Raw genomic sequence first — 25,357 nt, 5'->3', positions numbered from 1 at the left:
TCTAGACCCGCGAGGCAATGCGCATCATGGCAAAGATCAAAGTCGACAATCCGGTCGTCGAGATCGACGGCGATGAGATGACCCGGATCATCTGGGCCTTTATCAAGGACAAGCTGATCCACCCCTATCTCGACATCGACCTGCTCTACTACGATCTGTCGATCCAGAAACGCGACGAGACCGACGACCAGATCACGGTCGATGCCGCCAACGCCATCAAGGAACATGGCGTCGGCGTCAAATGCGCCACCATCACGCCGGATGAAGCGCGAGTTGAGGAATTCGGCCTGAAGCGCATGTACCGTTCGCCCAACGGCACGATCCGCAACATCCTCGGCGGCGTGATCTTCCGCGAACCGATCATCATGCAGAACGTGCCGCGCCTGGTGCCGGGCTGGACCCAGCCGATCATCGTCGGCCGCCATGCCTTTGGCGACCAGTATCGCGCCACCGACTTCCGCTTCCCCGGCAAGGGAAAGCTGACCATCACCTTCACCGGGGAAGACGGCCAGGTGATCGAACACGAAGTCTATGACGCGCCGTCCGCCGGCGTCGCGATGGCGATGTACAATCTCGACGACTCGATCCGCGATTTTGCCCGCGCTTCGCTGAACTACGCGCTCAACAGGAAGGTGCCCTGCTACCTCTCCACCAAGAACACGATCCTGAAAGCCTATGATGGCCGCTTCAAGGACCTGTTCCAGGAAATCTACGAAGCCGAATTCAAGGACCAGTACGCGGAAGCCGGCATCTGGTACGAACACCGGCTGATCGACGACATGGTCGCCTCCGCTCTGAAATGGTCCGGCGGGTACGTCTGGGCCTGCAAGAACTACGACGGTGACGTCCAGTCCGACACTGTTGCCCAGGGGTTCGGCTCGCTCGGCCTGATGACGTCCGTTCTGATGACACCGGACGGCAAGACCGTGGAAGCGGAAGCCGCCCACGGCACGGTCACACGCCACTATCGCCAGCACCAGAAGGGCGAGAGCACTTCGACCAACTCCATCGCCTCGATCTTCGCCTGGACCCGCGGGCTCGCGCACAGGGCCAAGCTCGACAACAACCAGGAGCTTGCCCGTTTCGCCCAGACGCTGGAAAAGGTCTGCATCGACACGGTGGAAGCCGGTCACATGACGAAGGATCTTGCCCTGCTCGTCGGCCCGGATCAGGCCTGGCTCACCACCACTGGCTTCCTGGACAAGATCGACGAGAACCTGGCCAAGGCCATGGCTGCGAACTGAAGAACTGGCTTTCCAGGCTGAGGTAGCGACACCGCGGACATTGTCCGCGGTGTTTTGCCTTTCGGCCTAACAACAACCTGCCGATTGTCCCTCTTCCCGGCCCGCGCTAGTCTCACCTGGCCGGTAGCCAGAGGAGAGGACGGTGTTGACGATCCGCGAATTGAAGACGCCTCTGATCGGCCCCCTGGGCCTTGCCTTGCAGGCGGGTGAAGCCGTTGCGATTTCAGGTCCCTCCGGCGCAGGCAAATCCCTGTTTCTCAGAGCAATTGCCGATCTCGATGAAAGCGCCGGCCATGTTGCCCTGGATGGCACGGTGCGCGACGCCATGCCGGCTCCTGAATGGCGCCGAAAGGTGGCTTATGTACCTGCCGAAAGCGGCTGGTGGGCGGACCGTGTTCAGGATCATTTTGCCGAAACTTCCGACCTTCCCAACCTGCTGAACCAGGTTGGTCTTGCCGATGCGCTTGCCTGGGAGGTCTCCCGACTTTCCACCGGTGAGCGCCAACGCCTTGCCCTTGTGCGCGCTCTCCAGACAGCACCGCAGGTTCTTCTGCTGGATGAACCCACCTCCGCGTTGGACCCGCCTTCCGTTGACCTGGTCGAAACTCTCCTGAAACACCAGCTTGCTGCCAACCGCGCCCTTCTGATCGTCACGCACGACCCCGGCCAGCCCGCACGGCTCGGGGCACGACGGCTTGTCATGGAAAAAGGCCAGCTGAAGGCAGGTGCTGGCCAAGGGGCGCCCGCGTGACCGGTTATCTCGCCCTCACCTATTGGGACCTCGTGGCCGCCTCGGTGTTCCTGCTGTTGAACGCGGTTTTTTCGATCGTGCTTGATCTCGGCCTCACCCGCACGCTCATCATTTCGGCCTTGAGAATGAGCGTGCAGTTGATCCTGGTTGGGCTTGTCCTCAAGGCAATCTTCTTTGCCGGATCCCTGTTGTGGACACTGCTGGCTGCTGCAGTGATGCTGGCTTTTGCAGGGCGCGAAATCTGGGCGCGGCAGGACCGTCGCCTGGCTGGCCTCTGGGGCCCGGGGCTGGGCGTTGCCGTCATGCTGGTCGCAGGCACCCTCGTCACGATCTACGCCCTGGCAGGGCTCATCCGCCCCGATCCGGTCTGGATGCCCCAATATGCACTGCCGCTTTTCGGCATGGTGCTCGGCAACACCATGACCGGCGTCAGCCTCGGCCTTGATACGCTTCACACGTCGCTTGCCCGCGGGCGGCGCGATGTGGAGGCCCAGTTGCTGCTGGGGCGCACCCGCTGGGAAGCGACACGCCCCTTCTCCCGTCAGGCACTGCGGTCAGGATTCACGCCGATCATCAACGCCATGGCGGCAACAGGCGTCGTGTCGCTTCCCGGAATGATGACAGGGCAGATCCTGTCCGGGGTCGATCCGCGTGAAGCAGTCAAATACCAGCTCATGATCATGTTTTTGCTAGGCGGCGCTACCGGCCTCGGCGTCCTTGGCGCTACCTTCGCCAGTGTGTGGCGCCTGACTGACAACCGTGACAGGCTGCGTCTCGACCGTTTGAACGGAGGGTCTCGATGATTGAACTTTATGGTGCGGACTATTCGGTCTATGTGCGCTCGGCCCGAATGGCACTTATCGAAAAGGGGATTGCTTACGAGCTTGTCCCGATCGATGTGTTTGCTCCGGGCGGATCGCCGGAAAGCTATCTTGAGCTGCAGCCTTTCGGCAAGATCCCCACACTGAAGCATGGCGACTTCACCCTGTTCGAAACAGCGGCCATCCTGCGCTACATCGATGAAGCCTTCGACGGCCCTCCGCTTCAGCCAGCCTCTCCGCAACCACGGGCGCGCATGGCTCAGCTTCTCTCCATCCTCGACAATTACGCCTACAAGACCCTCGTCTGGGACATCTTCGTCGAACGGGTGTCAAAGCCCTCTGGCGGCGCCCCCGCGGATGAAGTCAAGATCGCCTCGGCGCTCGGCCGGGCAAGAACGATCGTCAAAACACTGGAAACGCTTGTGACGGAAGGTCCGTTCCTGATGGGGGATCAGCTCACCCTCGCCGACTGCCATGCGGTCCCGATGCTTGCTCTCTTCGAGCTGTCAGAAGAAGGCCGGCTGCTGCTGCGTTCGGCGCCGAAGCTGTCTTCATGGCTACGGATGTTCAAGGAACGCGACAGTTTCAGAAAAACCGGATTGTCTGGTTGAGCGCGATTACGCGTCAGGCCTTTATCTTTTCCGCAGGTCAGATCCATTGCAAACATGTTAGTCTTTTGCCGTTCCACGACGCCCGTTGTTCCATTTATCTTCAGGCAGGCACAACATTGAATCATTTTATGAAGAAAGGGATTTTTTGATGAGGTTTCAAAAGCTTGCAATTGTTTTCTTGAGCAGCCTTTTGCTGATGTGTGCCGGTTTGGCAGCATCGGCACAAACCGTCCACGAGCCTTCCCGCGGCACTGCCGAGCGCAAGGACATACTCGATGCAATGCGTCCGATGATGGAGGCAAGGGTGGGACCGCCGGTCGAGTTCGTCGTCAACTGGATGCGTTCCGGCCATGGCTGGGCTTTCGTCCAGGTCTCGCCGCAGCGCCCAGGTGGTGGCGCCATTGACCTGTCCCGCACGACTTTCGCCTCGCAGGCGGACTATATGGATGGCCTCGTCACCTTCGCCTTGCTGCGGTACCAGTTCAACCGATGGAACCTGGTCGACTTTGTCGTCGGCCCGACAGATGTCTTCTGGCAGGGCGATCCGCTCTACGCCCAGGTACCCCGCGGCCTGACACCCTACTGAGCGCCTTTCTGACTGGCCTACTTTGCCGGATCCTTCTGCGTTCCGGCAACTTCCTCCATCATGTCATCTTCAGAGTCGGCTTCGTCCTTGGAATCGTCCCCCTGGAAGAGCTCCGGCTCCTGGTCGGTGTTCTCTGAAGATGCAAACACGCCCGACTGCTGAAGTTCCTCTTCCGCCAGCTCGCCCAGCACGCGTTTTCCCGCCGCCACACGGTCGCGCGCTTCATCCATGATCTTCTTGGCCAGCCCTTCATCCCTGTCCATCAGGTGTTTGAGGGCTTCCGCTTCCAGCACCAGAAGCTGGCAATCCTTGTAAGCGACCACTTTCGCGGTTCTGGGTGTCTGATTGATCAGCGCCAATTCGCCAAAGAAACTGCCTTCTCCCAGATAGACCGTGTCGTGCTGCAGCCGGATTTCGACTTCTCCGTCGGCGATGAAATACATCTTGTCCGCAACATCGCCCTGCTCGGCAATCGTGCCACCCTTGCGCACGCGAAGCGACTGCAGCAGCTTCGCAACTTCGGCAATCTCCGTCGCCTTCAAGTCTTCGAACAGAGGCACGCGCGCCACCATCGACCAGGTGACGACAAAATCCCGGCTATGGATTTCCCGGGCAAAGGCCGAAGCAATGATGCCGACCGGCAAGGCTATCAGCCCATAGCCCATCAGCATGACGATACCCCCAACCGTCTTGCCGAGATTGGTGACCGGCACGACATCGCCATAGCCGACGGTCGTCACAGTGGTAATTGCCCAATAGATGCCGTGCAGAATGCTGCGGAACTTTTCCGGCTGGTCGTCATGCTCGATCAGATACATCAAGGTGGCAGCCATCAGGATGACACCGCAGATGATCATGCTCGATCCGAGCAGCGCCCTGCGCTCGTTGCCGACAGCGGAAATCAACGAACGCAACGCCGGTGAATACCGAGCCAGCTTCAGGAAGCGCAGCAGCCTCAGGATGACGACCATCGTGACCGCCTGATTGGGCAGGAAAACCACGCACAACAGCGGCAGGGCCCCTATCAGGTCAATGATCGCGTCCGGCTGCATCGCATAGCGCAGCCTGGAAAACACCGGCCCGTAACGGCGCAGCGGCGGATGGAGATCGGCCACGTAAAGACGCATGACGTATTCGGCCAGAAAGACAAGTCCGCTGCCCAACTGGATCAGACGCAGATGCGTGCTCAGGATGTCGCGGATTTCCGGCACGGTTTCCAGCACCGCAAGCGCGATGTTGATCAGAATGAGGACGATCAGGAAATTCCGCAGCACGCGCGCGCCGATGCGGCGTTTGCCCGTGTCCTCAAGCACCTCATAGAGCGCCCGTTTGAATTCGTGGCCGGACACCGAGCCCCCCGTTTCTGATTTTGCTCGCGTTTTCATGAATAGCCGAAAGACAGGCTACGACAAAGCTCTCCACGCGGACAGCCCTCACCATGCCGCACGAAGCTGTGCATAGGGGTGAGCGGAACGTGATTGGGCAATTTTGTCGCAGGCCCCATCTCCATGGATAGCCAACCGAACGGAAGGAGGACACCATGACCATAGACACCGACAAGGTTCGCGCCGCAGAAACCACGCCTCACCATATCGTGCTGAAAATGTTGCTGGTCTCGACGTTCTTCGCAGCCGCCGCCCTGGCAGTGACTGCTTTGCTGAACTGAACCAACCGGCAGGCCGCCGGAGGCAGACCTGACCAGGCCACCTCAAACGACGCCCCCCCTCCATGGTCATCCCGGCGAAGCGCGAGCCGGGACCGGGGAGCGGCAAGCCTTGCAGGACCTCAAGGGGCCATGCCGAGAGCGATACCCCCCCGATCCCGGATCTTCGCTTCACTGCGTCCGGGATGACCAAAGAGGGGTTTGTTTGAACTCGGTAGCGAGGAAGAGACCTGATGCCTTCAGGCGAGCGGGAAAAGCGCCAGTAGGGCCGCCTTCCCCACAAAACAACCAATATCCCCTCCGTCGTCATCCCGGCCAAGCGAAGCGCGAGCCGGGACCGGGGAGCGACAAGCCTTGCAGGACCTCAAGAGGCGATACCGAGAGCGATAGGGCTCCCCAATCCCTGATCTTCGCTTTGCTGTGTCCGGGATGACCAAGGAGGGGCTTGCGTAATTTCGCCCTGGGACGTGCCCGAGCGCCTTAAACGAACAAGGGCGGCCCTGATGGGACCGCCCTTTTCAATTTTGATTGCCTGTAGAACCGTCAGAGCCCCGTGAGGTGTGCCTCGATTGCGGCAACGGCTGCGTCGGCCTTGGACCCATCCGGTCCACCGGCCTGCGCCATATCAGGCCGACCGCCACCACCGCGGCCGCCGAGCGCTTCCGAACCGATCCGCACCAGATCCACGGCGCTGACCTTGTCGGTCAGATCCTGCGTGACGGCAGTCACAATGGCAGCCTTGTCGTCTTCGGCAACGCTGATCAGAACGACCACGCCGGACCCGAGCTGGGTCTTGGCCTCGTCGGCCATGCCTTTCAGATCCTTCGGGTTGATCCCCTCGACGATACGCGCCATCAGCTTGAACGCGCCGGCGTCCTTCACCGGCGTGCCGCCTTCCGCTCCACCACCCATGGCGAGCTTCTTCTTGGCATCCGCCAGTTCGCGCTCCAGCTTCTTGCGATCTTCAACCAGCTGGGCCACGCGAGCCGGAACATCATCGGCGCTGATCTTCAGCAGGCTGGCCAGTTCGCGCATGCGCTTGTCCTGGGCATCCAGATATTCACGGGCTTCTGCGCCGGTCAGCGCCTCGATCCGGCGAACACCGGCAGCAACCGCACCTTCGGAAACCAGTGTCACCAGACCGATATCGCCGGTACGCTTCACATGTGTACCGCCGCACAGTTCAAGCGAATAAGGCTTGCCCTGCTTGGGGCCATGGAGAGCAGTCCCCATGGAAACGACGCGAACCTCATCACCATATTTTTCGCCGAACAGAGCCATGGCGCCAGCTTCAATTGCGTCGTCGACCGCCATCAGGCGGGTATCGACGGGCGCGTTCTGCAGCACGATCTCGTTGGCAAAGCTCTCGACCGTTGCCAGTTCCTCATCGCTCACCGGCTTGGGATGCGAGAAGTCGAACCGCAGGCGCTCCGGCGTTACCAGCGAGCCCTTCTGAGCGACGTGATTGCCAAGGACCTCGCGCAAGGCCTCATGCACAAGGTGCGTCGCCGAGTGGTTGGAACGGATCGACTTGCGGCGGGAATGGTCGACCTTCAGTTCCAGGGCAAGGCCCGGAACCAGCTCGCCTTCTTCCACGGTGACCGAATGAACGAAGAGACCTTCGGCCTTCTTCTGCGTATTGGTCACGGCAACCTTGACGCCAATGGCCAGCATCCAGCCGGTGTCGCCCACCTGACCGCCGCTTTCGCCGTAAAATGGCGTCTGGTTGAGAACCACGAAACCGCTTTCACCTGCAGACAGTTTGGCAACTTCCTTGTCGTCAGCAGCAAGACCGGCAACGACGCCTTCGGCCGTCTCGGTCTCATAGCCGAGGAAGTCCGTGGCACCGTGTTTTTCCTTCAGTGCGAACCAGACTGCTTCCGTCGCAGCGCTGCCTGACCCGGACCAGGCCGCACGGGCTTCCGCTTTCTGGCGCTCCATTGCAGCATCGAAGCCATCCGTATCAACGGAAATGTCGCGCGTTCTGAGCGCGTCCTGGGTCAGATCCAGCGGGAAGCCGTAAGTATCATAGAGCTTGAACGCGGTTTCCCCATCCAGACGCCCCCCAGCCTCAAGGCCTTCGGTTGCGGTGTCGAGCAGGCCGAGACCACGCTCCAGCGTCTTGCGGAAACGCGTTTCTTCCAGCTTCAGCGTTTCGGTGATCAGATCTTCAGCGCGGCTCAGCTCCGGATAGGCACGGCCCATTTCACGCACCAGCGCCGGAACCAGCTTGTGCATCAGCGGTTCGCTTGCCCCCAGAAGATGGGCATGGCGCATGCCGCGGCGCATGATCCGGCGCAGTACATAACCGCGGCCTTCGTTGGACGGTAGTACGCCATCGGCAATCAGGAAGCTCGTGGACCGCAAATGGTCGGCAATCACACGGTGGCTGCCGGTGGCGTCGCCTTCCGCTTCCACACCCGTGGCATTGACGGACGCCGCGATCAGCGCCTTGAAGAGGTCGATGTCGTAGTTGTTGTGGACGCCCTGCATGACAGCGGCGATCCGTTCGATGCCCATGCCGGTGTCGATGGACGGACGTGGCAGGTCGAGACGCTTTTCCGGCGTCTGTTCGTACTGCATGAAGACGAGGTTCCAGATCTCTATGAACCGGTCGCCATCTTCTTCCGCAGAGCCCGGAGGGCCGCCCCAGATGTGGTCGCCATGGTCGTAGAAGATTTCGGAACACGGGCCGCACGGACCGGTATCGCCCATGGACCAGAAATTGTCCGACGTCGCGATGCGGATGATCCGGTCTTCACTGAGACCTGCGATCTTCTTCCAAAGATCGAACGCCTGATCGTCTTCGGCAAAGACGGTTACCAGCAGCTTGTCCTTCGGCAGGCCGAATTCCTTGTTGACGAGGTTCCAGGCCAGTTCGATCGCACGGTCCTTGAAATAGTCACCAAAGGAGAAGTTGCCCAGCATCTCGAAGAAGGTGTGGTGGCGTGCGGTGTAACCGACGTTATCCAGGTCGTTATGCTTGCCGCCGGCGCGAACGCATTTCTGCGCCGTGACCGCACGGGAATAGTCACGCTTTTCCAGGCCGGTGAACACGTTCTTGAACTGGTTCATGCCCGCGTTCGCAAACATCAGGGTCGGATCGTTACGCGGCACCAGCGGCCCGGACTCGACCACTTCGTGGCCGTTGGTCTTGAAATAGTCCAGAAAGGCAGAGCGGATTTCATTTACGCCGGTCATTCGGATCTCGCATCGGTCACAGCCCCGCATATGAGGGCCTGTTGAAAATCTTGAAGGCGCTGGATCTGGGTCGCCGATCCGCGCCGGAACAGCCTTTTAACTTTCACCTCCAACCCTGTCCAGCGGTTGCACGGACCCGACCTAACGGAAAGCTGCCGGGAAACAGGCGATTTCCGGAATGAAGGCTGCCCTCACGCGCAGGACAACTGCTCCGACGGGATCTGACCTCTTCCAATTTCGCTTCGTTGCGGGACCCGAAAAGCAAAAGGCCCCCTTCCGGAGTGCGGAAGGAGGCCCTTGGAAGACCGGACAAACGTCCGGAGCTCTTGTAAGCGCTAACCGGAAGCTGAGGATCAGTCCTCGGCTTCTTCCGATGCAGCGTCCGGATCAATGATCGCATCGGCGATCAGGCCGGCGTTCTGGCGGATCGCCAGTTCGATTTCATCGGCAATTTCCGGATTGTCCTTCAGAAACTGCTTGGCGTTTTCCCGGCCCTGGCCAAGACGCTGGCTATTGTAGGAGAACCAGGCACCCGACTTTTCAACGATGTTGCCCTTGACGCCGAGGTCAATGAGTTCGCCGGTCTTGGAGACACCTTCACCATAGACGATGTCGAATTCCACCTGACGGAAAGGAGGCGCAAGCTTGTTCTTGACGACTTTCACGCGGGTCTGGTTGCCGACGACTTCGTCCCGGTCCTTGATCGCACCGATACGGCGGATATCCAGGCGGACGGAGGCATAGAACTTGAGCGCGTTACCGCCGGTCGTGGTTTCCGGAGAACCGAACATGACGCCGATCTTCATGCGGATCTGGTTGATGAAGATCACCATGCACTTCGACTTGGAAATCGACGCGGTCAGTTTGCGAAGAGCCTGGCTCATCAGACGGGCCTGCATGCCCGGCAGGCTGTCGCCCATCTCGCCTTCGAGTTCGGCCTTCGGCGTTAGTGCCGCAACCGAGTCGATGACCAGAACATCAATGGCGCCGGAGCGCACCAGCGTATCGGCAATTTCCAGCGCCTGTTCACCGGCGTCCGGCTGGGAGATCAGCAGATTGTCGATATCGACGCCAAGCTTGCGCGCATAGATCGGATCCAGCGCGTGCTCCGCATCGACAAAGGCGCAGATACCACCGGTCTTCTGGGCTTCGGCAACCGCATGCAGGGCAAGCGTAGTTTTACCTGAAGACTCCGGCCCGTAGATCTCGACGATACGGCCGCGCGGCAGACCGCCGATCCCGAGCGCAATATCAAGCCCGAGAGATCCGGTCGAGACGGCTTGCACCTCAACCACCTGGCCCTGACCCATCTTCATGATGGAACCTTTGCCGAAGGCGCGTTCGATTTGGCTGAGCGCTGCGTCCAGCGCTTTTGTCTTATCCATCTGGCTGCTTTCTACGAGACGAAGTGTACTTTGCGACATGGCTTACGCTCCTTATTCCACGATGGACGCGCCGTTTCAATGAGAGCCTTTGTACACATTTTGTTCTCATTTGACAAGTCGGCAAAACCGATTGGTATTAAAATGAAAATGGCTGTTTGTTTCCAATATGTTCTCACTTATCGATTTTAGAACTTACCTAGCGTAATCTATTGATCGGAACATCCCGTGATTCCGCGATCGGGCAGAATCACCAGCGCCTACACTGATAGCCGTAGACAAACGACGACCCATCACCAATTTGCGCTATGCACGCCGTCCCACAGCATACACTAGCTCCAAGGACGTATTTGAGTGCGACCCAACATGCCCCGGGACGGGCTAGGGTTTTCCGGATCAAATCAGAAACAAAGGCTGGTTTTGCAGGGAGAGCACGTGAATATCGGGTGGCAGTTAGCGCATCTTTCAACCATACCTTGAAAAACAGATTTGCAAAGAATTTCGGTTCGGCTAGGTCTACGCCACTTTCGTTTCACTCGGCGGGGAAGCTATTTACATGAAAACAAACAAACTGTTGTGCCTGGCGCTTGCGCTTGGCTTGTCGGCTTGCGCTACCGCGACACGCGGCACCAATGAGACCGTGAAGGTCTACGCTTCGCCGGAAGGAGCGCAGATCGCCACGTCCATCGGCCTCACCTGCAACACGTCCCCCTGCTCGCTCCAGGTGTCCCGCAAACAGGAATTCACCGTTACGGTTTCCAAGGAAGGCTACAAGACCCAGACCGTCGAGGTGAACACCAAGGTTGCCCCCGGCGGCGTCGCCGGCATGGCGGGCAACGTGCTGATCGGCGGCGTTATCGGCGTCGGTGTCGACAGCGTTTCGGGGGCTACGCTCGACCACTCGCCCAATCCGGTCCTCGTTGAGCTGGTCCCCAACAACCCCAGGAACCCGAAAACCCCCAAGGGTGATCTCTCCGAAATCAAGGAAAAGATCGCCGCAAAACAGCGTGCCCAGGAAGAAGCCGTGATGCGGAAGTCGGGTGGGGTCTAGATAGCCGAGACAACCTAGAGGCCTGAGATCTCCAGATCGCGAGATGTTGGGCCTCTAAAAACGAGATCCGATGCGAGACATAAACCAAGTTCCCGAAGACAAAAACCTTGTGAAAGGTAACGACCTATCTTCCAATCTCGCCGCTGCAGTCGGTCAGGCTCTGGCGACGCCCTTGCCTGGAACTGCATGACCTGTCTGGGGCAGATGAGCGCCAACTTTGTTGCCGAAGTCGCGATGCGACCAATGGTTCGGTTCAAGAACAACCGCCCGCTCAAAACAATTGCAGTTCAAGTTCCTGCGCAGAGCCCATTATGGATAAAGACCCATAATTAGCGTAGTATCTTCTTATGAATGACACGTCTCGAAGTGAAGAAGTTCAACACCACTACGCGACGCCCCGCCATCTCGCGACACGTGGTTCGTTTCAAGCGAAATATGCAACTGTAAGCTGGTTTGGCTGGCTGATTGGGCATTTGAACTTACAAACAAAAATGGATGTATTGGACGTCGGATGTGGTCCTGGCTGGATATGGCGTTCCCAGGCAGACCGTCTGCCGAACGAACTTCGTCTTTCTCTTATAGATTCCTCTCCCGGCATGATTGAGGAGGTCTCGGCGAACCTGGCAACGGTGGAGAAGATTGAGGTCGTCAGCGCAAAGGTGGCAGATGCAATCGACCTGCCGCACCTAGATCAAACCTTTGACACGGTGCTTCTTTTGCACGTCCTATACCACGTAGAGGATCCAAGATTAGCCTTGCATGAAGCGAGACGTGTCTTGCGCCCAGGCGGGCAGGTGTTCGTAAGCACAAACGCACTGGAAAATATGAGCGAACTGCATTCAATTGGCGCCAAGGCATTTGGAGGCAGGCCCGTTGATCCAGGGGCCGCAATGTTCTCGCTCGATGATGCCGAGCAGTTTGTGGGTGAGCTCTTCGACGATGTACGGCGATTTGATCTGACCGACACTATGACGTGCACCGATCCAGAAGATGCGGTGATGTTCCTGTTGTCCTGTCCACCAGGCATTTCTGCGCCCGAGGCACAACAGAGGCATCTTGCAAAGCTGATGCGCGAGGAAAGCGACAGCTTGCAAGGCAGATTAGTAACTACGCGCCGAAATGGCCTCATCGTCGGCACAAAAGCACAATGACTGCGAAAAGCGGCCCCGTTGGCCGCTGATCCGTCGTTTCATGTTATCAACGGATGCTTCTTACCGGTGCATACACAGAGCCCGTTGCCGCCCCCCGCTTAATCTGCTAGCCCGCGCTTTCAACGGTTGCCAGTACCGGCGCATCGAACGCTTCTGTTCTGATGCCGGCTTTTCATGAGACAGTCCAGAACGTGACTTCAGCCATCTCCTCCCCCGTCATCGCAATCGGTGCGATCCATTACGATACGATCGCCCATGCCAGCGAGCCGATCCGCCCCGAGACCTCGACCCCATCGAGGCTGAACGCAAAGCCTGGCGGCGTTGCCACGAACATTGCCCGTGCACTGGTTCGGCTCGGGGTTGGAACACGCCTCGTGGGAGCGGTTGGAGAAGACGGCGCTGCCGACATGCTTTCCCGCCAGCTCAGCCAGGAAGGGCTCGAGCTGCATGTGAAGGCCCGGAAAGGTTTCGCAACAGGCCAGTACCTCGCGCTGCATAATCCGGCAGGTGATCTTGCCGCCGCCTGCGTTGACGACCGTGTTCTGTCCCAAGCCCCCGAGGATCTCTTTGACGGTATCGTCGCGGATCTTGCAGCAAACGCGACGGACGATACGATCTGGTTTCTGGATGCCAACCTGACCGCTGCAATGCTGATCCGGCTGACGGGGCGTGCCTTGCCCGGGCGTCTTGTTGCCAATGCCGTTTCGGATGCCAAGGCAGTCCGGCTGCGTGGGGTTCTCGGCAAACTGGATTGCCTGATGCTGAACCGCGGCGAAGCGGTCACGCTTACCGGGCTTTCCCGTGACACGTCTTCCGAAGACCTGGCGGCGGCCTTGTCGCAGACCGGTCTCAAGAGTTTTGTCCTGACCAGTGCAGCATCTGATGTGCTGGTGCTCGAAAGCGGGAAACTTCACCGGTTCGCACCGCTTCAAACAGATATCGTCGATGTCACCGGAGCAGGCGATGCATTAACCGCCGGAACAGTCGCGGCGCTCGCCAGAGGCTATGGCCTGACGCAAGCAGTCCCTTTTGGCCTTGCAGCTGCAGCCCTGACCCTGCGCAGCACCGGCGCCCTAGCGGAAGAGCTCTCCTGGGATGCCCTCGCCAACTTTTGACCATATGGACAAATTCCAATCTTGGCGCTGCTCCGCCTTGCGCCTATAAGACCCGCAGAATTGACCCGGCCCGAGCTGCCGGACGAAAACAGAAAGGCACACGCCGTGACCACTCCGACAACGCCCTCCGCCATCAGGGATCTGATCGTTTACAGCGATGAAGTGCGCGAGGCACTTGCGAACGGCAAGCCGGTCGTTGCGCTGGAATCGACCATCATCACTCATGGCATGCCTTTTCCGAAGAACGTTGAGACCGCCCGTGAGGTGGAAGCCGATATTCGCGCGGAAGGCGCCGTTCCGGCCACCATCGCGCTGATGGACGGCAAGATCATGGTGGGCCTTTCCGATGAGGATCTCGACCGCCTGGCACAGGCCAAGGACGTGATGAAGTGTTCACGTGCCGACCTGACCTTCGCACTTGCCACCGGACGCTACGGCGCGACAACCGTCGCCGCCACGATGATGGCGGCGCATGCCGCTGGTCTGAAGGTCTTTGCCACGGGCGGCATCGGCGGCGTTCACAAGGGCGCGGAAGACAGCTTCGACATTTCCGCCGACCTTGATGAACTTGGCCGCACGCCGGTCTGTGTGGTGTCCGCCGGTGCCAAGGCATTGCTCGACATTCCCAAGACCCTGGAAGTTCTGGAAACCAAGGGCGTTCCCGTCATTGCTTTCGGCACGGAAGAACTACCGGCATTCTGGTCGCGGGCCAGTGGCCTCAAGGCCCCCTACTCCCTGAATTCGGCCGCCGAAATCGGTTCGCTCCTGAAGATGCGGTCCCGTTTCCCGGATCATGGCGGTGTCCTGATCGCCAACCCGGTACCGGAAGCCGACCAGATCCCGCGGGATGAAATGACTGGTTATATCGATGCCGCCATTGCGGATGCCACTGCGAAGGGTGTTCGCGGCAAGGACGTGACCCCGTTCGTTCTCGGCGCCATCCTGGAGCTGACCGGCGGCCGCAGCCTCGACACCAACATCGCGCTGGTGCGTAACAATGCCCGCCTGGCCGCGCGTATTGCTGCTGAACTGGTCTGACGGCACATTTTCTCGAGAAACCAACTGGACCCCAAAAATTCGTCGGGCTTTCACTTCAATCGGATTGAAAGCCCGGCAGACTTGTCAGGACGGTTTGTCTTCCACCGGTTGAGGCACTTCCGGCGCCTGACGGCGCTCAAGCGCCGCCGCCAACCGGTCGATATCCTTGAAATGCAGGTCCCGCTGCGGGAACGGTATCTCGATACCCGCCTTGCCAAGCTCGTTGTAGACCGTAAAGTAAAGGTCCGACTTGGTAATCATCACATTGCCGATGTCTTTCAGGAAACATCTCAGTTCGAAATTCAGAGAGCTGTCGCCCAGCCCGATGAAAAGAACCTGCGGCGTCGGATAACGCGCGATCGTGCTGTGCCCGCGCGCTGCATCGAACAGGATCGATTTCACCTTTTCCAGATCACTGCCATAAGCAACGCCAACCGGCAGGATAAGCCGGCCCGACTTGCTGGTCAGCGTCATGTTCTTGACCGTGCCGGCAATCAGCTCCGAATTCGGAATGATGACGTCATGGCGGTCGAAGGTTTCGATGCGCGTTGAACGGACAGAGATCTTGCGGACATATCCGGATTGCCCGGATACTTCTATCCAGTCCCCTTCCTTGATCGGCCGTTCGATGAGCAGGATGATGCCGGAAACGAAGTTGGAAACGATGGTCTGAAGACCAAAACCGATACCGACCGAAAGGGCACCGGCCACGACCGCAAGACTGGACAGGTTCAATCCGGCGGTGGAAATCGCAATCAAAGCCGCCAGCGTAAGCCCGACATAGCCTGTGCCCGTCACAACAGCATTCTGAGCGCCACTGTCCATCCGCGTTTGTGGCAGCACGGTCGCCTTCAGCAGGTTCTGCAGCCAACGCGTCACAACAACGCCAATGCCGAAAATGGCAACCAGGACGATGAAGGAGTCCAGCGACAGGTGAATGTCGCCCAGCTGTACCCCGTTTGTGAGCAGATACCAGACCTCGACGATATCCGTTCCGCGTGCGCCCCAAGTCATGGCGATCAGGGGCGCGAAAATCAGTGTCAGAACACAGATCAGCCCAAAGGCAACGAGGACCGGAGCGGGCTCGTCTTCCCGCTTGCCGATAGCCGTTTTCACGACAACGAGAATGAGATGGTAAAGCATGAAGCCGAAACCGAGCTCCGCAACCGTCATGATTACCGGCAGGATCGCAACCCGGGCAAGCTGGACATAACCGACCAGCGTTACGCAGACGGCAAGAACGGCGGATGTCTTCATGAGCAGCGACAAGAACAGCAGAAAGCCAGATTCCTGGGGTTTTACTGATGCCTCTTCGGGTTCTTCCGCTGTCTGCTCGCTCTCCACGGCATTGCTCTCAACGGACTTGTTGGATCTGATGACGCTGGCCAGAGACCAAAGCAGTACCGCCGCCATCGCAATGGGGGGAGCCGAAAGCACCGAAATCGCTGCCGTACCGAAGGCGTTATCGAGTTCGAATGCCTCGACCGCCACTTCAAGGGCCATGAAGACTCCCAGTCCCTGGCAGAGACGCAACCCGAGTTTTGCTTCCCGGTCCCCCAGCTCCAGCAGACGCCAACGATCCTGCCCGGGGGCAAAGATCGTGTGCCCCAGCCAGTTCGCTATGATCATCACGAGAGCCATCACCGGCACGGCGATCACTGCCGTGCGGACCGAGTTCGGATAGATGTCGAGAATGGGAAATATGGAGATCAGAGCGGCGGCACCGATGGTCGGCAGCACGATAAAGCTGGCATTGTAGAGCACCGCCAGCATCAACGCCTTTGCACCGGTGGCCGGCTTTTCGCAATAGAGCTTCAGTGCTCGCGAAATCGGATGCTGCAGAACCGTCAGGAACAAGATCCCGAAAATTGCCAGACCGAGGGAAAGCGGCACCGTCTCATGCAGTTTCTTCGAGACGCTTGGGCGGGCCAGCTCGTTCTGCACACCGCGTTCGAACCGCTTTATGAATTCCCCTATTTCCTGAAAGCCCGCGGCCCAGGTCGACGGCGCAAGCGGCGAAGGATACCTGTCCAGCAGTGTCGAAAGTTGCCGTGCGCGAAGCTGCCTGTCGACCTGGCGAATGTAGAAGATAGCCTGATTGTTGATTTCACCGGCCACTCGGACCGGTGCATTTGCGGCCGCCAGCGCATTGGTAAGCTCGAGACGTCTTGCGGCAACTTCGTCAGCTTCCTTCTGCCCGTCTGCGGGCGGTGCACCGAGGCTGTTCAGTTGGGCTTGCAGGGCGCTGGCCCGAATGTTCCCGCGATCGATGACCGCCGCACTGGCGTCCCGAACCTCGACGAGCTGAGACCTGAGCTGATCGAGGGTCTTTGGAGAAACGCTTCTTTCTTCGAGCGCCGTTGCCGCCCGGTTGAACAATTCGGTCGACCGCGCGATGGGCTCCGGCGGAACCTGCCCGGCCTCCTGGGCAAGCAGCGTTCCGGCCGGCATACCGCCGGAAAAAGTGATGGATAAGGCCAGAACCAGCAGGATACACTTGAGAAACTTCATGAAGACGCCATCACTTTTGGGACAAGGCCCCGGTTCCGGTTCGCAGTCCGATCGCTTCGCCAGGGAAGCCAGGTGGGCTTCAAGGCTTATGCATCCATCCGCGGTCCGATTCGAACAATCAGCTTATGCGCGAATTTCGGCAGATCTTTCACCATGGAAACACATTTGTCGCAAAACGGGCCTAAGGAAAGGCTCTGGCAGGTTTCAAGGCTGCCCGGCTTTGGCCCGAAATGCGTGCCAAGCCGTTGACAGAGCGGCGTAAGCCTGCCCTAACATGCGAAATTATGACGTTAACAGGACGTTGCGGCAAAATACCTGAAAACAAGCCGCGTCCTTCAAGGAGGTCAGACATGACAGACGCGGCAACCCCTGAAAACCCGCAGACTGCAACGGCTCCGGCGGGAAGCATTTCCCCGCTTCAGTACCTCGACCGAGCGCTGTCGACCCTCCGCGACATCGGCATCACGCCGGAAAGCGAGCAGGATGCACCGATCAACGCCCTTCTGGAACAGATCACCGATCTTTCTCCCGACAAGGTGCTGATCATCACCCGGACCCTGGCCCAGGCTTCCAATTTCAACGAGGTTGTTCGCTCGCAGGTGCAGCAGATGGATATCGGCGAACGCTACGAGCAGATCACCGAGGCGTTCAATTCCATCCGCGATGACGCGAAGGCGCTGGTCGATCAGCTTGCCGACGGCAAGATCTCCTTCACCGAGAACCTGTCCAACAAGTGGCGCGACTTCCGCCGCGGGACCATTTCCGATCGTTTCGATGATATCCGGGGTACCTACAAGGACGTTGCAAAGGCAACCAAGGACCAGATCGAGCGGGAACAGACCATTCTTGAAGCCTATCGCGATTTCCGCGGTGCCTTGAAACAGGCGGAAGTCACCGCACTGGAACTGCTGAATATCGCAACCGGCAAACTGGACGCTGCCAAGGGTGCCCTTGAAGCTGCCTCCGGCGAAGTCGAAGCCTACACCGGTGACGACCCGGCGCAGAAGGCACGCCTAGAACTGGCACGCGACGAGAAGCTGCGTGAAATGCAGGACGAGGAAAAGCGGTATCAGATCGCCAAGGACCTCTCCGACAACCTGACGATCGGCTACAACACGTCAGAGGTCATCATGGCGCGCCTGGTCCAGACAACCAACGCCAAGGAGCGCGTTTACGCCCAGTCGGTCAGTTTCTTCTCCACCAATGAATCCGTTCTCACCGCACTCAACGCCTCGTTCACCGGCCTGCAGGGCCTGCACGAAAGCACCGAGACGCTGAATGCCATGAAGGACGGCATCAACAAGAGCCTGGAAACGCTGGCGGACATCGGCGACGAAGTGCAGAAAAAGGCACTCGAAGCCGGCTATGGACCGACCGTTGCCGCAGCCTCGGTGAAAAAGCTGGTCGACTCCGTCGTCAACTTCCAGTTCCAGTCGCGTGAAATCATCGACGAAATGCGCGAGATGTCGACCAAGAATTCCGAGGAAATCCGCAACGCCGTGGAAGACGGCAAGCGGCGGCTTGCCAAGCTGACCGCCCAGGGCAAGGCCCTTTGATCTGACGATAATCCGGCAGGCCGGACCCTCCGGCCCGCCCTTTTTCAAGAAGACATGCATTCATGGCAAGCAAATCCGACGCCCCGCTTGACGATCTGATGATGGCGATGGACGTGGTCGACACGCTGCGTCATGAAGAAGGTCAGGTGGCCCGCGAGCTGAAGACCGATGAACGCGATGCCGCCATGGTCGAGCGGCTGCGTCAGGTCTATGCGTCCCAGGGCATCGATGTTCCGGACCATATCCTGAAGGCGGGTGTCGAGGACCTGAAGCGCGACCGCTTCGTCTATTCTCCACCTTCCGCAGGCTTCCAGCGCACGCTGGCGATGATCTACATCTCGCGCAGCACCTGGTCAAAATGGCTGGCGGCGGTCGTTGCAGTCGTCATCGTTTGCATTGCGGCCTGGTACTTCATCGTCAAGCTGCCGGCACAACGTGCGGAAGCGGACCTGCTGGCAAGGCTTCAGGCCCTGCCCGCGACCTACACCGAATTGGTCGGGCGGATCGATTCCCTGACCGAAAATACCGAAATCGAAGCCAACGCCGCACGTCTGGCCACCGACGGCAACCTTGCCCTTTCGGACGGCAACAACGAGGCAGCCTTCAAGGCGGAGGCCGACTTGCGCGATCTTGCCGGACGGCTGCAGGAAGTGTTCGAGGTTCGGATCATTTCCCGCGAAGGCGTGCCGACCGGCGTTTCCCGCATTCCCGAATCCAATCCAGACACCGAGAACTACTACATCGTTGTCGAAGCCGTGGACGCGGACGGCAAGATCCTGGAGCGCAGGATCGTGTCGGAGGAGAGCAGCAAGGTCGAACTTGTCGACAAATGGGGCCAGCGCGTTTCGGAAACCATCTACAACGCCGTTCGCCGCGACAAGATGGAAGACGGCATTGTGCAGAAAGGCGTCCTGGGGCAGAAGCGGCGCGGAGAGCTGGATATCAAATGGCGCAGCGGCGTTCAGGACGGAGCAATTACGAAATGGTAGCGGTTAGGATTGCACCGCCTCACCGGGAGGCTCCGGCATGCTGACGGGACGCCAGACCCTGGGCACCATCGAGCAGTCGCTTGCCGATTTGCGCCGTGAAGAAGCCGAGCTGAGCAAGCGGATCGAGCGTTCGACCCGCGCCCTGACAGACCTGCAGGAACGCCAGAGTGAAGCCTACCGGGACCTTGCCCGGTTCCGACTGGATACCGACAGTGCCGGAGCACTCAACACACGCCTCGACAGCGCCGCACGGGAAGCCCGCAAGCTTCTCGACAAGCGCAATGCGGACTACAAGGTCCTGACCGACCAGTTGCGCCAGTGCGAAAGCGACCGCAGCCAGTTGCAGAAGAAGCGCGTCGAGCTCGATAGCGCCCGTGATGCCGCCGAAAACCAGATGGACGAGTTGATGGAGGCTGTCGACGGCCGTCTGGAAGGCGATGCCGGTTATCAGGCACAGCGCGAGAAGACAGAAGCCGCTCTGGCGACTGCGGAGGCAGCCGCCTCCAAGGCGGCTACGTCCGAAAAGGACCGAAAGGAAAAAGGCAAGGCCTATGAGGCCGATCCGCTGTTCATGTATCTGTGGCAACGCGGTTTCGGAACACCGGCGTACGCGCACCGCGGTCTTGTGCGCTCGCTCGACAGATGGGTGGCCGGCCTTGTCGGCTTCAACGACGCCCGCGCCAATTTTGCCATGCTGACCAGCATTCCGGACCGTATGGCGCGCCATGCGGAGCGCTGTGCCGAAATCGCACTGGAAGAACAGGACAAGCTCGCGGAGTTCAGCCGCAATGCGATGACCGACGCTGCCGGAACGGATCTTGTCGGCACCATCGAAACCCTGAGCGCGGACATCGACCGTATCGACGGAGAACTCGACAATCTGGACAGGCGGATCGAAACGCTGTCTTCGGCCCTCGCCGAATTTTCCAGCGGGGAAGACACCGACTTCCAGAAGGCGGAGGAACACCTGTCCGTTTCTCTGCAGGCGGATGACCTCAAGGATTTGTGGCGCGCCGCGCTCGATACCCCCTCGCCCGAAGACGAGAAAATCGTTCAGCGGATCGAGGATCTGAAGGAGCGCATCGACCAGGTTACACGCGAGATCCGTCAGGACAGGGAACTGCAACGCGATATTGGCCGACGCCGTGCGGAACTTGCAGACGTCATCAAGCGTTTCCGTTCCAGCGGCTATGGCAGCTGGGAGTCCACCTTCTCCGACGAGAAGCTGACAACCGTCCTGTTGGGCGAGTTGGTCAAGGGTGCGATTACCGGTGCCGAATACTGGGCCCGCGCGGAGCGTTCGCACAAGCGCCGCAAACCGAAGGGACGCCAGGTCGCGTTCCCCAACGGTTCGGGTCTTCCCAAGTCCATGGGAGGCTTCGGTGGCGGCTTTGGCGGAAGTTCCGGCAAACGGTCCGGTAGCAGTGGCGGCTTCGGCGGTGGTGGTTTCAAAGGCGGTGGAAGTTTTGGTGGTGGCGGTTTCAAGACAGGCGATACATTCTGACCTTCACCGATTGAAATCCCTGCCCCCGTGAAGCCACAAGGCTTCGTTAGGAGTGTTATGTCAGTTTACTGGCAGAAGATGGTGGCGGTCACATGCAGTTTTCTTGTGCTTTGTGAAGACGTGTTCTAGACCGGCTCTTAAGTTGACCATTTTAACCTTGGGACTGCCCATGCGACGTATCGTTTTATCCGCTTTTTGCGCTCTTGCTCTTGCCGCCTGCCAGTCCGGGTCCTCTCAGCGCCCCACACAGCCGGACCAGCCAAGGCTGGACGTGCCGGCCGGCGCGCAATCGGTAAATATCGCAGCCGATCCGGCAAGCGTGCGGTCCGCACTGGTCTCCAGTGCCCAGGAACGCGGCACCGTCGTACTGCAGGACCAGCCGAACATGGTGGTTCTGGAACGGCCGATGACCGGCGCGAACCCGGCGCTCGATTCCGAATTCGGCCCATCCGACAACGGCCAGCGCGTGATCCGCATCCGGGTTCGCTTTACCGGAACGCCTTGCCAGACGCTGGCTGTTCAGGATCTTGCCGTGATCAACAACGTGCGCACGGCGCTTGAGCAGAGCTTCGTTCTGCCGGGCAACCCGAACACGATGCAGAGCCTCCAAGGTCTGAAATCGCGCGCTGAACAGGGTAGCTCCTGTCCGCCGGTTTCCTCCTGACGCATCAACAGTCAGTCTTGAAAATGACGAGGCGTGGCCGGGTTTCCGGCCACGCCTCTTTCATGCCGGCCTACTCCGAAGCGGATCACAGCAGTGGGAGACTTCCCTCACTCCGGACGCATTCACCAGCATGACTGCACCCCGTCAGGCAGGCACAGCTTCAGCGGCAAACTGCTTCAGGAACTCTTCGCTGGGCGGGATTGGCTTGATCACGTCGATCAGCACTCCGTTCGGATCACACGTGATGAAATGGCGCTGGCCAAAGGCCTCGTCCCGCAGCACCTGCAGAATGGGTAACCTGTTCGCCTGGGCGGCCTCATAAACCGCATCAACATCCTCAACCTCGAAATTCAGCAGAAGTCCTCCTGCGCCCCGGCCACGACCGGCTTCCGGAATGGTTTCGTGGTTCTGGTCGAGGATCGCGAGATTGACGCTTTCGTCCTCCTCCGACTGCAGGTGCACGTACCAGTCGGCTTCAAACATCGGCTTGAAGCGGAAATTTTCCGAATAGAACCGGGTAGTCTCCGCGACCTTGTCGGTCATGAGAACCGGATAATACTGGGTGCATTTCATCGTTTTTCTCCTGTTCCTCGCCAATTTCGGATGTGGATTGCCTGTTCCATCCGGCCTTCGGCTGTTTCCGAGACTTTCCAATCGCAACAAAAAGACATACAGTCTGTATGTATTTTTCAACTAACATACAGGCTGCATGTATGCAAGACAAAAACCCCGAGAAGTCAGGCGAACGCCGTACACAGGCGGAAAGGCGCGCGGAAACGCGCAAGGCCCTGCTGGATGCGGCAAGGGCGCTGATCGTTGAAAAGGGCTATGCGGAAACCGGAACACCTGAGATCGTCAAGGCGGCAGACGTCACCCGCGGCGCGCTCTATCATCACTTCGCCGACAAGGCAGACCTGATGCAGGCGCTGGTTCACCAGGAATCGGAAGCGATCGCGGCGGAAATCAACAGCCAGACGAACACGGGCCAGACACCGCTCGATGCCTTCATGTCCGGCGCCAGCGCCTATTTCTCGGCCATGTCCGTTGCGGGCCGGGCAAGGATCATGCTGCTGGAAGGACCGACAGTGCTCGGCCTGTCGGAAATGGCGGAGATCGATCGCCAGACCGGCGGTGCCACGCTTCTGGAAGGCCTGCGGCATGCAGCCAATCACGGTGCACTGAAAGATATTCCCCTGGAGCCTTTGGCGGACCTGCTCTCTTCCGCGTTCGACCGCGCGGCGCTGGCAATCGCAAATGGCGGCGACAGAAGAGCGTATGAAGCAGCGACCCGTAAGCTATTGGCCGGCATCCTGGCAGACTGACAATCGGCTCTGATGTCGTGATCCTTCAAGACGGCCTTGCACCAACCTTCTATGGCTGGCGCCAAACCAACCGACCGGGAGACCCAAGTGATTCTGAGATACACCATCCTCTACGTCGAGAATGTCGCCGCTGCTCTCGACTTTTACGAGAAGGCCTTCGGACTGGAACGTCTATTCCTTCATGAATCCGGAGACTACGGCGAACTCGCGACGGGCGAGACAAAGCTCGCGTTCTCATCCAAAGCACTGATGAACCAGCTCGGAAAGACACCCGGCACCCCCGAACCGAAGGCACCTGTGTTCGAACTGGCGTTCGAGACGGATGACGTTGCAGCCTCCCTTGCCCGTGCAGTCGCCGCCGGTGCAAACAAGTTGCAGGATGCACGCGAGGAACCCTGGGGGCAGATCACATCCTATGTGAGCGATCCTTTCGGCTACCTCGTGGAGATCTGCTCGCCGATCCAGTTGCCCAGTGCTGGTTGAGACAACAGCGACAGGTTATCGGGGTCCCGGCGCAATTGCGCCGGTGACCGTCCGAACCAGCGCCGCAGGTCGCGCGTCATATGGGCCTGATCGCTGAAACCGCACACAGCAGCGATCTCCACCAGCGGTACCTCCGTCGCCAGCAGTCCTGCAGCCCTGCGCGCTCGCGCGAGCAAGCGCCAGTATTCCGGTGGAGGCAGGCCCTGCTCCCGAAACCGCCTCTGCAACGTTCTCACCGACACGCCTGCCTGTTTCGATGCCCGCTCGACGGTCGACTGTGGCAACGTCAGGGCAACGATCACGTCATCCAGGTCATTGGTCTCGTCAAGTGCGTTGCCAAGGATGTCTTCCACTCGTTCGCAGTCGCGTTCAATGGCCTGAAGAACCTCGTCCTCAACGACGCCACCCGGGCGCAACCGGAACCCCGTGATATGCGTCCCGGCCGCGAGTTCGGCGATGCGCGGCTGGAAATCGAGGTCCGTCAGTAGAACCTTTTCCCGCTTGCCCTGCTCACGCACCACCAGCACATCCCGGCAACCATCCGGAAAGATCAGCGCATTTTCCGCTGCGTCGATCCGGTGATGCCATTTTTCAAATCTGACCGTGCCACTCATGGCCAACCTTTAGCAGGTGGCGGCAACGCAAGCGAGATTGTTCAACCTGGCGTGGGCAGCTGCGAGTAAACATCGATCGAAAATTCTGATTGAAAACACCACTTTCAATTCCCCTGGTCAAATGTCATGAAGCAAGGACCTACCCACTACTGACCGGTTCGGAGCCTTTGTGATGATCGAAAAGCTGGAGATGTTTCTTGCCGTGGCCCGGGAAGAACATTTCGGCCGTGCGGCCGAAAGCCTCGGCATCGCCCAGCCGACGCTCTCGACCGGCATCAAGCAGCTTGAGGATCAGCTTGGTGTTCAGCTGTTTTTCAGAGGCTCCCGGTTCGGCGGTCTGACACCGGAAGGCCAGCGTGCCCTGGTCTGGGCTCGTCAGATCGTGGGGGATGCCCGCCAGTTGCGCGAGGAGATGCGGTTCTCCCGCGACGGCCTGACGGGACAGTTGCGCATAGCCGTCATCCCGACCGCCCTCACCTGGGCAGCCAAACTGACGACATGGTTCGGTAACAAGCACCCGAACGTGCGTTTCACCATCCTGTCGCGAAATTCGATGGAAATCCTGTCGATGCTGGAGAACCTCGATATCGATGCCGGCATTTCCTACCTCGACAACGAACCGACCGGCAGGGTCAGCACCGAACCGCTCTACAATGAAAGCTATATGCTGGTATGCAATGAAGCTTCGTCCTTCGCGGGCAGAAAGTCGGTCAAATGGAAGGAGCTGGCTGAGGAACGGATCTGCCTCCTGACGCCCGACATGCAGAACCGGCGGATCATCAACCGTCATTTCGGCGAAGCCGGAATCATGCCGGAAGCCCGGATTGAGTCCAATTCCACGGTCGTGCTGGTGGCAAATGTGCTGGACGGTGGCTGGATAACCGTCCTGCCAGCGGATCTCGCAGAATTTCTGACAGCCGGAAAACCCTTGAAGACGATCCCTCTTGTCGGCGTTCACACCGGTCACACTGTCGGCCTCGTGGCCCCCTATCGCGAACCGCACACCCCGGTTTTGCGGGCTCTTCTGTCCGAAGCAAGGCGTATTTCCGAGGTCTGACCGGAAGTTAGCCGAAACGGTCAAATCATCTTCGATCATGATT

Annotated in this window: 23 protein-coding genes; 17 read left to right on the top strand and 6 right to left on the bottom strand. The window is 59.3% G+C overall.

The features are described from left to right. The first annotated feature begins 26 nt into the window (after positions 1-26). The 5 genes from B0E33_RS22725 (at position 27) to B0E33_RS22705 (ending at position 4,013) form a co-directional block, all read left to right on the top strand. Positions 27-1,244, top strand: coding sequence for an NADP-dependent isocitrate dehydrogenase (locus tag B0E33_RS22725; protein WP_077293557.1), 1,218 nt, complete (start codon positions 27-29; stop codon positions 1,242-1,244). Positions 1,245-1,386: 142 nt separating this feature from the next. Further along, entirely contained in the window at positions 1,387-1,995 is a 609-nt protein-coding gene (locus B0E33_RS22720) for an ABC transporter ATP-binding protein (protein WP_077292505.1), read from the top strand. After that, a complete protein-coding gene (locus B0E33_RS22715) occupies positions 1,992-2,798 on the top strand; it encodes an ABC transporter permease (RefSeq protein WP_023000812.1) in 807 nt (268 codons plus the stop codon). Before B0E33_RS22720 ends, B0E33_RS22715 begins: the two co-directional genes overlap by 4 nt. Next, positions 2,795-3,427, top strand: a complete 633-nt coding sequence (locus tag B0E33_RS22710; RefSeq protein WP_077292504.1) for a glutathione S-transferase family protein — start codon at positions 2,795-2,797, stop codon at positions 3,425-3,427. Before B0E33_RS22715 ends, B0E33_RS22710 begins: the two co-directional genes overlap by 4 nt. Before the next feature lie 148 nt (positions 3,428-3,575). After that, positions 3,576-4,013: a hypothetical protein gene (locus tag B0E33_RS22705; RefSeq protein WP_077292503.1), complete on the top strand. Its 438-nt coding sequence runs from the start codon at positions 3,576-3,578 to the stop codon at positions 4,011-4,013. A 17-nt stretch (positions 4,014-4,030) separates the two neighbouring features. Here B0E33_RS22705 and B0E33_RS22700 read toward each other — a convergent pair whose 3' ends face one another. Then, complete coding sequence (locus B0E33_RS22700) at positions 4,031-5,362, bottom strand: cyclic nucleotide-gated ion channel (RefSeq protein ID WP_208997687.1); 1,332 nt, start codon at positions 5,360-5,362, stop codon at positions 4,031-4,033. A gap of 191 nt (positions 5,363-5,553) precedes the next feature. Between B0E33_RS22700 and B0E33_RS31525 the strand changes: the two genes are divergently transcribed. After that, complete coding sequence (locus tag B0E33_RS31525) at positions 5,554-5,679, top strand: hypothetical protein (RefSeq protein WP_023000808.1); 126 nt, start codon at positions 5,554-5,556, stop codon at positions 5,677-5,679. Positions 5,680-6,219: 540 nt separating this feature from the next. Here B0E33_RS31525 and alaS read toward each other — a convergent pair. Continuing rightward, positions 6,220-8,877 carry an alanine--tRNA ligase gene (alaS, locus tag B0E33_RS22695; RefSeq protein ID WP_077292501.1) on the bottom strand — a complete coding sequence of 886 codons (2,658 nt, stop codon included), beginning with the start codon at positions 8,875-8,877 and terminating at the stop codon, positions 6,220-6,222. A gap of 353 nt (positions 8,878-9,230) precedes the next feature. Beyond that, positions 9,231-10,301, bottom strand: coding sequence for a recombinase RecA (gene recA, locus B0E33_RS22690; RefSeq protein ID WP_031269221.1), 1,071 nt, complete (start codon positions 10,299-10,301; stop codon positions 9,231-9,233). A 514-nt stretch (positions 10,302-10,815) separates the two neighbouring features. Here recA and B0E33_RS22685 point away from each other — a divergent pair. The 4 genes from B0E33_RS22685 (at position 10,816) to B0E33_RS22670 (ending at position 14,614) form a co-directional block, all read left to right on the top strand. After that, positions 10,816-11,310, top strand: coding sequence for a translation initiation factor 2 (locus tag B0E33_RS22685; protein WP_055655145.1), 495 nt, complete (start codon positions 10,816-10,818; stop codon positions 11,308-11,310). Between the two features lie 347 nt (positions 11,311-11,657). Next, complete coding sequence (locus tag B0E33_RS22680; protein WP_077292500.1) at positions 11,658-12,461, top strand: class I SAM-dependent methyltransferase; 804 nt, start codon at positions 11,658-11,660, stop codon at positions 12,459-12,461. Positions 12,462-12,652: 191 nt separating this feature from the next. Then, positions 12,653-13,576 (top strand): PfkB family carbohydrate kinase, encoded by a 924-nt coding sequence (locus B0E33_RS22675; RefSeq protein ID WP_208997686.1) that lies wholly within the window; start codon positions 12,653-12,655, stop codon positions 13,574-13,576. A gap of 105 nt (positions 13,577-13,681) precedes the next feature. After that, entirely contained in the window at positions 13,682-14,614 is a 933-nt protein-coding gene (locus B0E33_RS22670) for a pseudouridine-5'-phosphate glycosidase (RefSeq protein WP_077293555.1), read from the top strand. A gap of 84 nt (positions 14,615-14,698) precedes the next feature. Here the strand turns inward: B0E33_RS22670 and B0E33_RS22665 are convergent, their stop codons facing one another. After that, entirely contained in the window at positions 14,699-17,125 is a 2,427-nt protein-coding gene (locus B0E33_RS22665) for a DUF3772 domain-containing protein (RefSeq protein ID WP_077292498.1), read from the bottom strand. 350 nt (positions 17,126-17,475) lie between these two features. Between B0E33_RS22665 and B0E33_RS22660 the strand changes: the two genes are divergently transcribed. From B0E33_RS22660 to B0E33_RS22645, 4 genes are all read left to right on the top strand, one after another. Next, a complete protein-coding gene (locus B0E33_RS22660) occupies positions 17,476-18,681 on the top strand; it encodes a cell surface protein (protein WP_077292497.1) in 1,206 nt (401 codons plus the stop codon). Between the two features lie 62 nt (positions 18,682-18,743). Beyond that, entirely contained in the window at positions 18,744-19,670 is a 927-nt protein-coding gene (locus B0E33_RS22655; RefSeq protein ID WP_077292496.1) for a DUF6384 family protein, read from the top strand. 37 nt (positions 19,671-19,707) lie between these two features. Then, positions 19,708-21,174 (top strand): AAA family ATPase, encoded by a 1,467-nt coding sequence (locus tag B0E33_RS22650; RefSeq protein ID WP_023000798.1) that lies wholly within the window; start codon positions 19,708-19,710, stop codon positions 21,172-21,174. A 169-nt stretch (positions 21,175-21,343) separates the two neighbouring features. Beyond that, the gene (locus B0E33_RS22645) at positions 21,344-21,838 is read left to right on the top strand and encodes a hypothetical protein (protein WP_023000797.1); all 495 of its coding nucleotides are present in this window, start codon (positions 21,344-21,346) and stop codon (positions 21,836-21,838) included. 144 nt (positions 21,839-21,982) lie between these two features. Here the strand turns inward: B0E33_RS22645 and B0E33_RS22640 are convergent, their stop codons facing one another. Continuing rightward, the gene (locus tag B0E33_RS22640) at positions 21,983-22,411 is read right to left on the bottom strand and encodes a VOC family protein (protein ID WP_077292494.1); all 429 of its coding nucleotides are present in this window, start codon (positions 22,409-22,411) and stop codon (positions 21,983-21,985) included. A gap of 140 nt (positions 22,412-22,551) precedes the next feature. On the opposite strand from B0E33_RS22640, the gene B0E33_RS22635 reads away from it, so the two are divergent. Both B0E33_RS22635 and B0E33_RS22630 read left to right on the top strand, forming a co-directional pair. Further along, complete coding sequence (locus B0E33_RS22635; protein WP_077292493.1) at positions 22,552-23,160, top strand: TetR/AcrR family transcriptional regulator; 609 nt, start codon at positions 22,552-22,554, stop codon at positions 23,158-23,160. Between the two features lie 87 nt (positions 23,161-23,247). Beyond that, positions 23,248-23,643: a VOC family protein gene (locus tag B0E33_RS22630; protein ID WP_077293550.1), complete on the top strand. Its 396-nt coding sequence runs from the start codon at positions 23,248-23,250 to the stop codon at positions 23,641-23,643. Here the strand turns inward: B0E33_RS22630 and B0E33_RS22625 are convergent. Next, entirely contained in the window at positions 23,595-24,257 is a 663-nt protein-coding gene (locus tag B0E33_RS22625; RefSeq protein WP_077293553.1) for a helix-turn-helix domain-containing protein, read from the bottom strand. The two genes, B0E33_RS22630 and B0E33_RS22625, sit on opposite strands and share 49 nt — an antisense overlap. Positions 24,258-24,429: 172 nt before the next feature. On the opposite strand from B0E33_RS22625, the gene B0E33_RS22620 reads away from it, so the two are divergent. Beyond that, on the top strand, positions 24,430-25,314 hold the full coding sequence (locus B0E33_RS22620) for a LysR family transcriptional regulator (protein ID WP_031269215.1): 885 nt from the start codon (positions 24,430-24,432) through the stop codon (positions 25,312-25,314). The last annotated feature ends 43 nt before the right edge of the window (positions 25,315-25,357 follow it).

Source organism: Roseibium algicola (assembly GCF_001999245.1).
In the GTDB taxonomy this organism is placed as follows: domain Bacteria; phylum Pseudomonadota; class Alphaproteobacteria; order Rhizobiales; family Stappiaceae; genus Roseibium; species Roseibium algicola.
Note: the sequence above shows the minus strand (reverse complement) of the source record. Positions and strands in the feature narration are given on the sequence as shown.

Bases quoted from the DNA above. Each gene is read 5' to 3' on its own strand.
- B0E33_RS22710 (WP_077292504.1), top strand. From the start codon at position 2,795: ATGATTGAACTTTATGGTGCGGACTATTCGGTCTATGTGCGCTCGGCC.
- B0E33_RS22680 (WP_077292500.1), top strand. From the start codon at position 11,658: ATGAATGACACGTCTCGAAGTGAAGAAGTTCAACACCACTACGCGACG.
- B0E33_RS22685 (WP_055655145.1), top strand. From the start codon at position 10,816: ATGAAAACAAACAAACTGTTGTGCCTGGCGCTTGCGCTTGGCTTGTCG.
- B0E33_RS22635 (WP_077292493.1), top strand. From the start codon at position 22,552: ATGCAAGACAAAAACCCCGAGAAGTCAGGCGAACGCCGTACACAGGCG.
- B0E33_RS22655 (WP_077292496.1), top strand. From the start codon at position 18,744: ATGGCAAGCAAATCCGACGCCCCGCTTGACGATCTGATGATGGCGATG.
- B0E33_RS22705 (WP_077292503.1), top strand. From the start codon at position 3,576: ATGAGGTTTCAAAAGCTTGCAATTGTTTTCTTGAGCAGCCTTTTGCTG.
- B0E33_RS22625 (WP_077293553.1), bottom strand. From the start codon at position 24,257: ATGAGTGGCACGGTCAGATTTGAAAAATGGCATCACCGGATCGACGCA.
- B0E33_RS22725 (WP_077293557.1), top strand. From the start codon at position 27: ATGGCAAAGATCAAAGTCGACAATCCGGTCGTCGAGATCGACGGCGAT.
- B0E33_RS22660 (WP_077292497.1), top strand. From the start codon at position 17,476: ATGACAGACGCGGCAACCCCTGAAAACCCGCAGACTGCAACGGCTCCG.
- B0E33_RS31525 (WP_023000808.1), top strand. From the start codon at position 5,554: ATGACCATAGACACCGACAAGGTTCGCGCCGCAGAAACCACGCCTCAC.
- B0E33_RS22620 (WP_031269215.1), top strand. From the start codon at position 24,430: ATGATCGAAAAGCTGGAGATGTTTCTTGCCGTGGCCCGGGAAGAACAT.
- B0E33_RS22650 (WP_023000798.1), top strand. From the start codon at position 19,708: ATGCTGACGGGACGCCAGACCCTGGGCACCATCGAGCAGTCGCTTGCC.
- recA (WP_031269221.1), bottom strand. From the start codon at position 10,301: ATGTCGCAAAGTACACTTCGTCTCGTAGAAAGCAGCCAGATGGATAAG.
- alaS (WP_077292501.1), bottom strand. From the start codon at position 8,877: ATGACCGGCGTAAATGAAATCCGCTCTGCCTTTCTGGACTATTTCAAG.
- B0E33_RS22645 (WP_023000797.1), top strand. From the start codon at position 21,344: ATGCGACGTATCGTTTTATCCGCTTTTTGCGCTCTTGCTCTTGCCGCC.
- B0E33_RS22640 (WP_077292494.1), bottom strand. From the start codon at position 22,411: ATGAAATGCACCCAGTATTATCCGGTTCTCATGACCGACAAGGTCGCG.
- B0E33_RS22665 (WP_077292498.1), bottom strand. From the start codon at position 17,125: ATGAAGTTTCTCAAGTGTATCCTGCTGGTTCTGGCCTTATCCATCACT.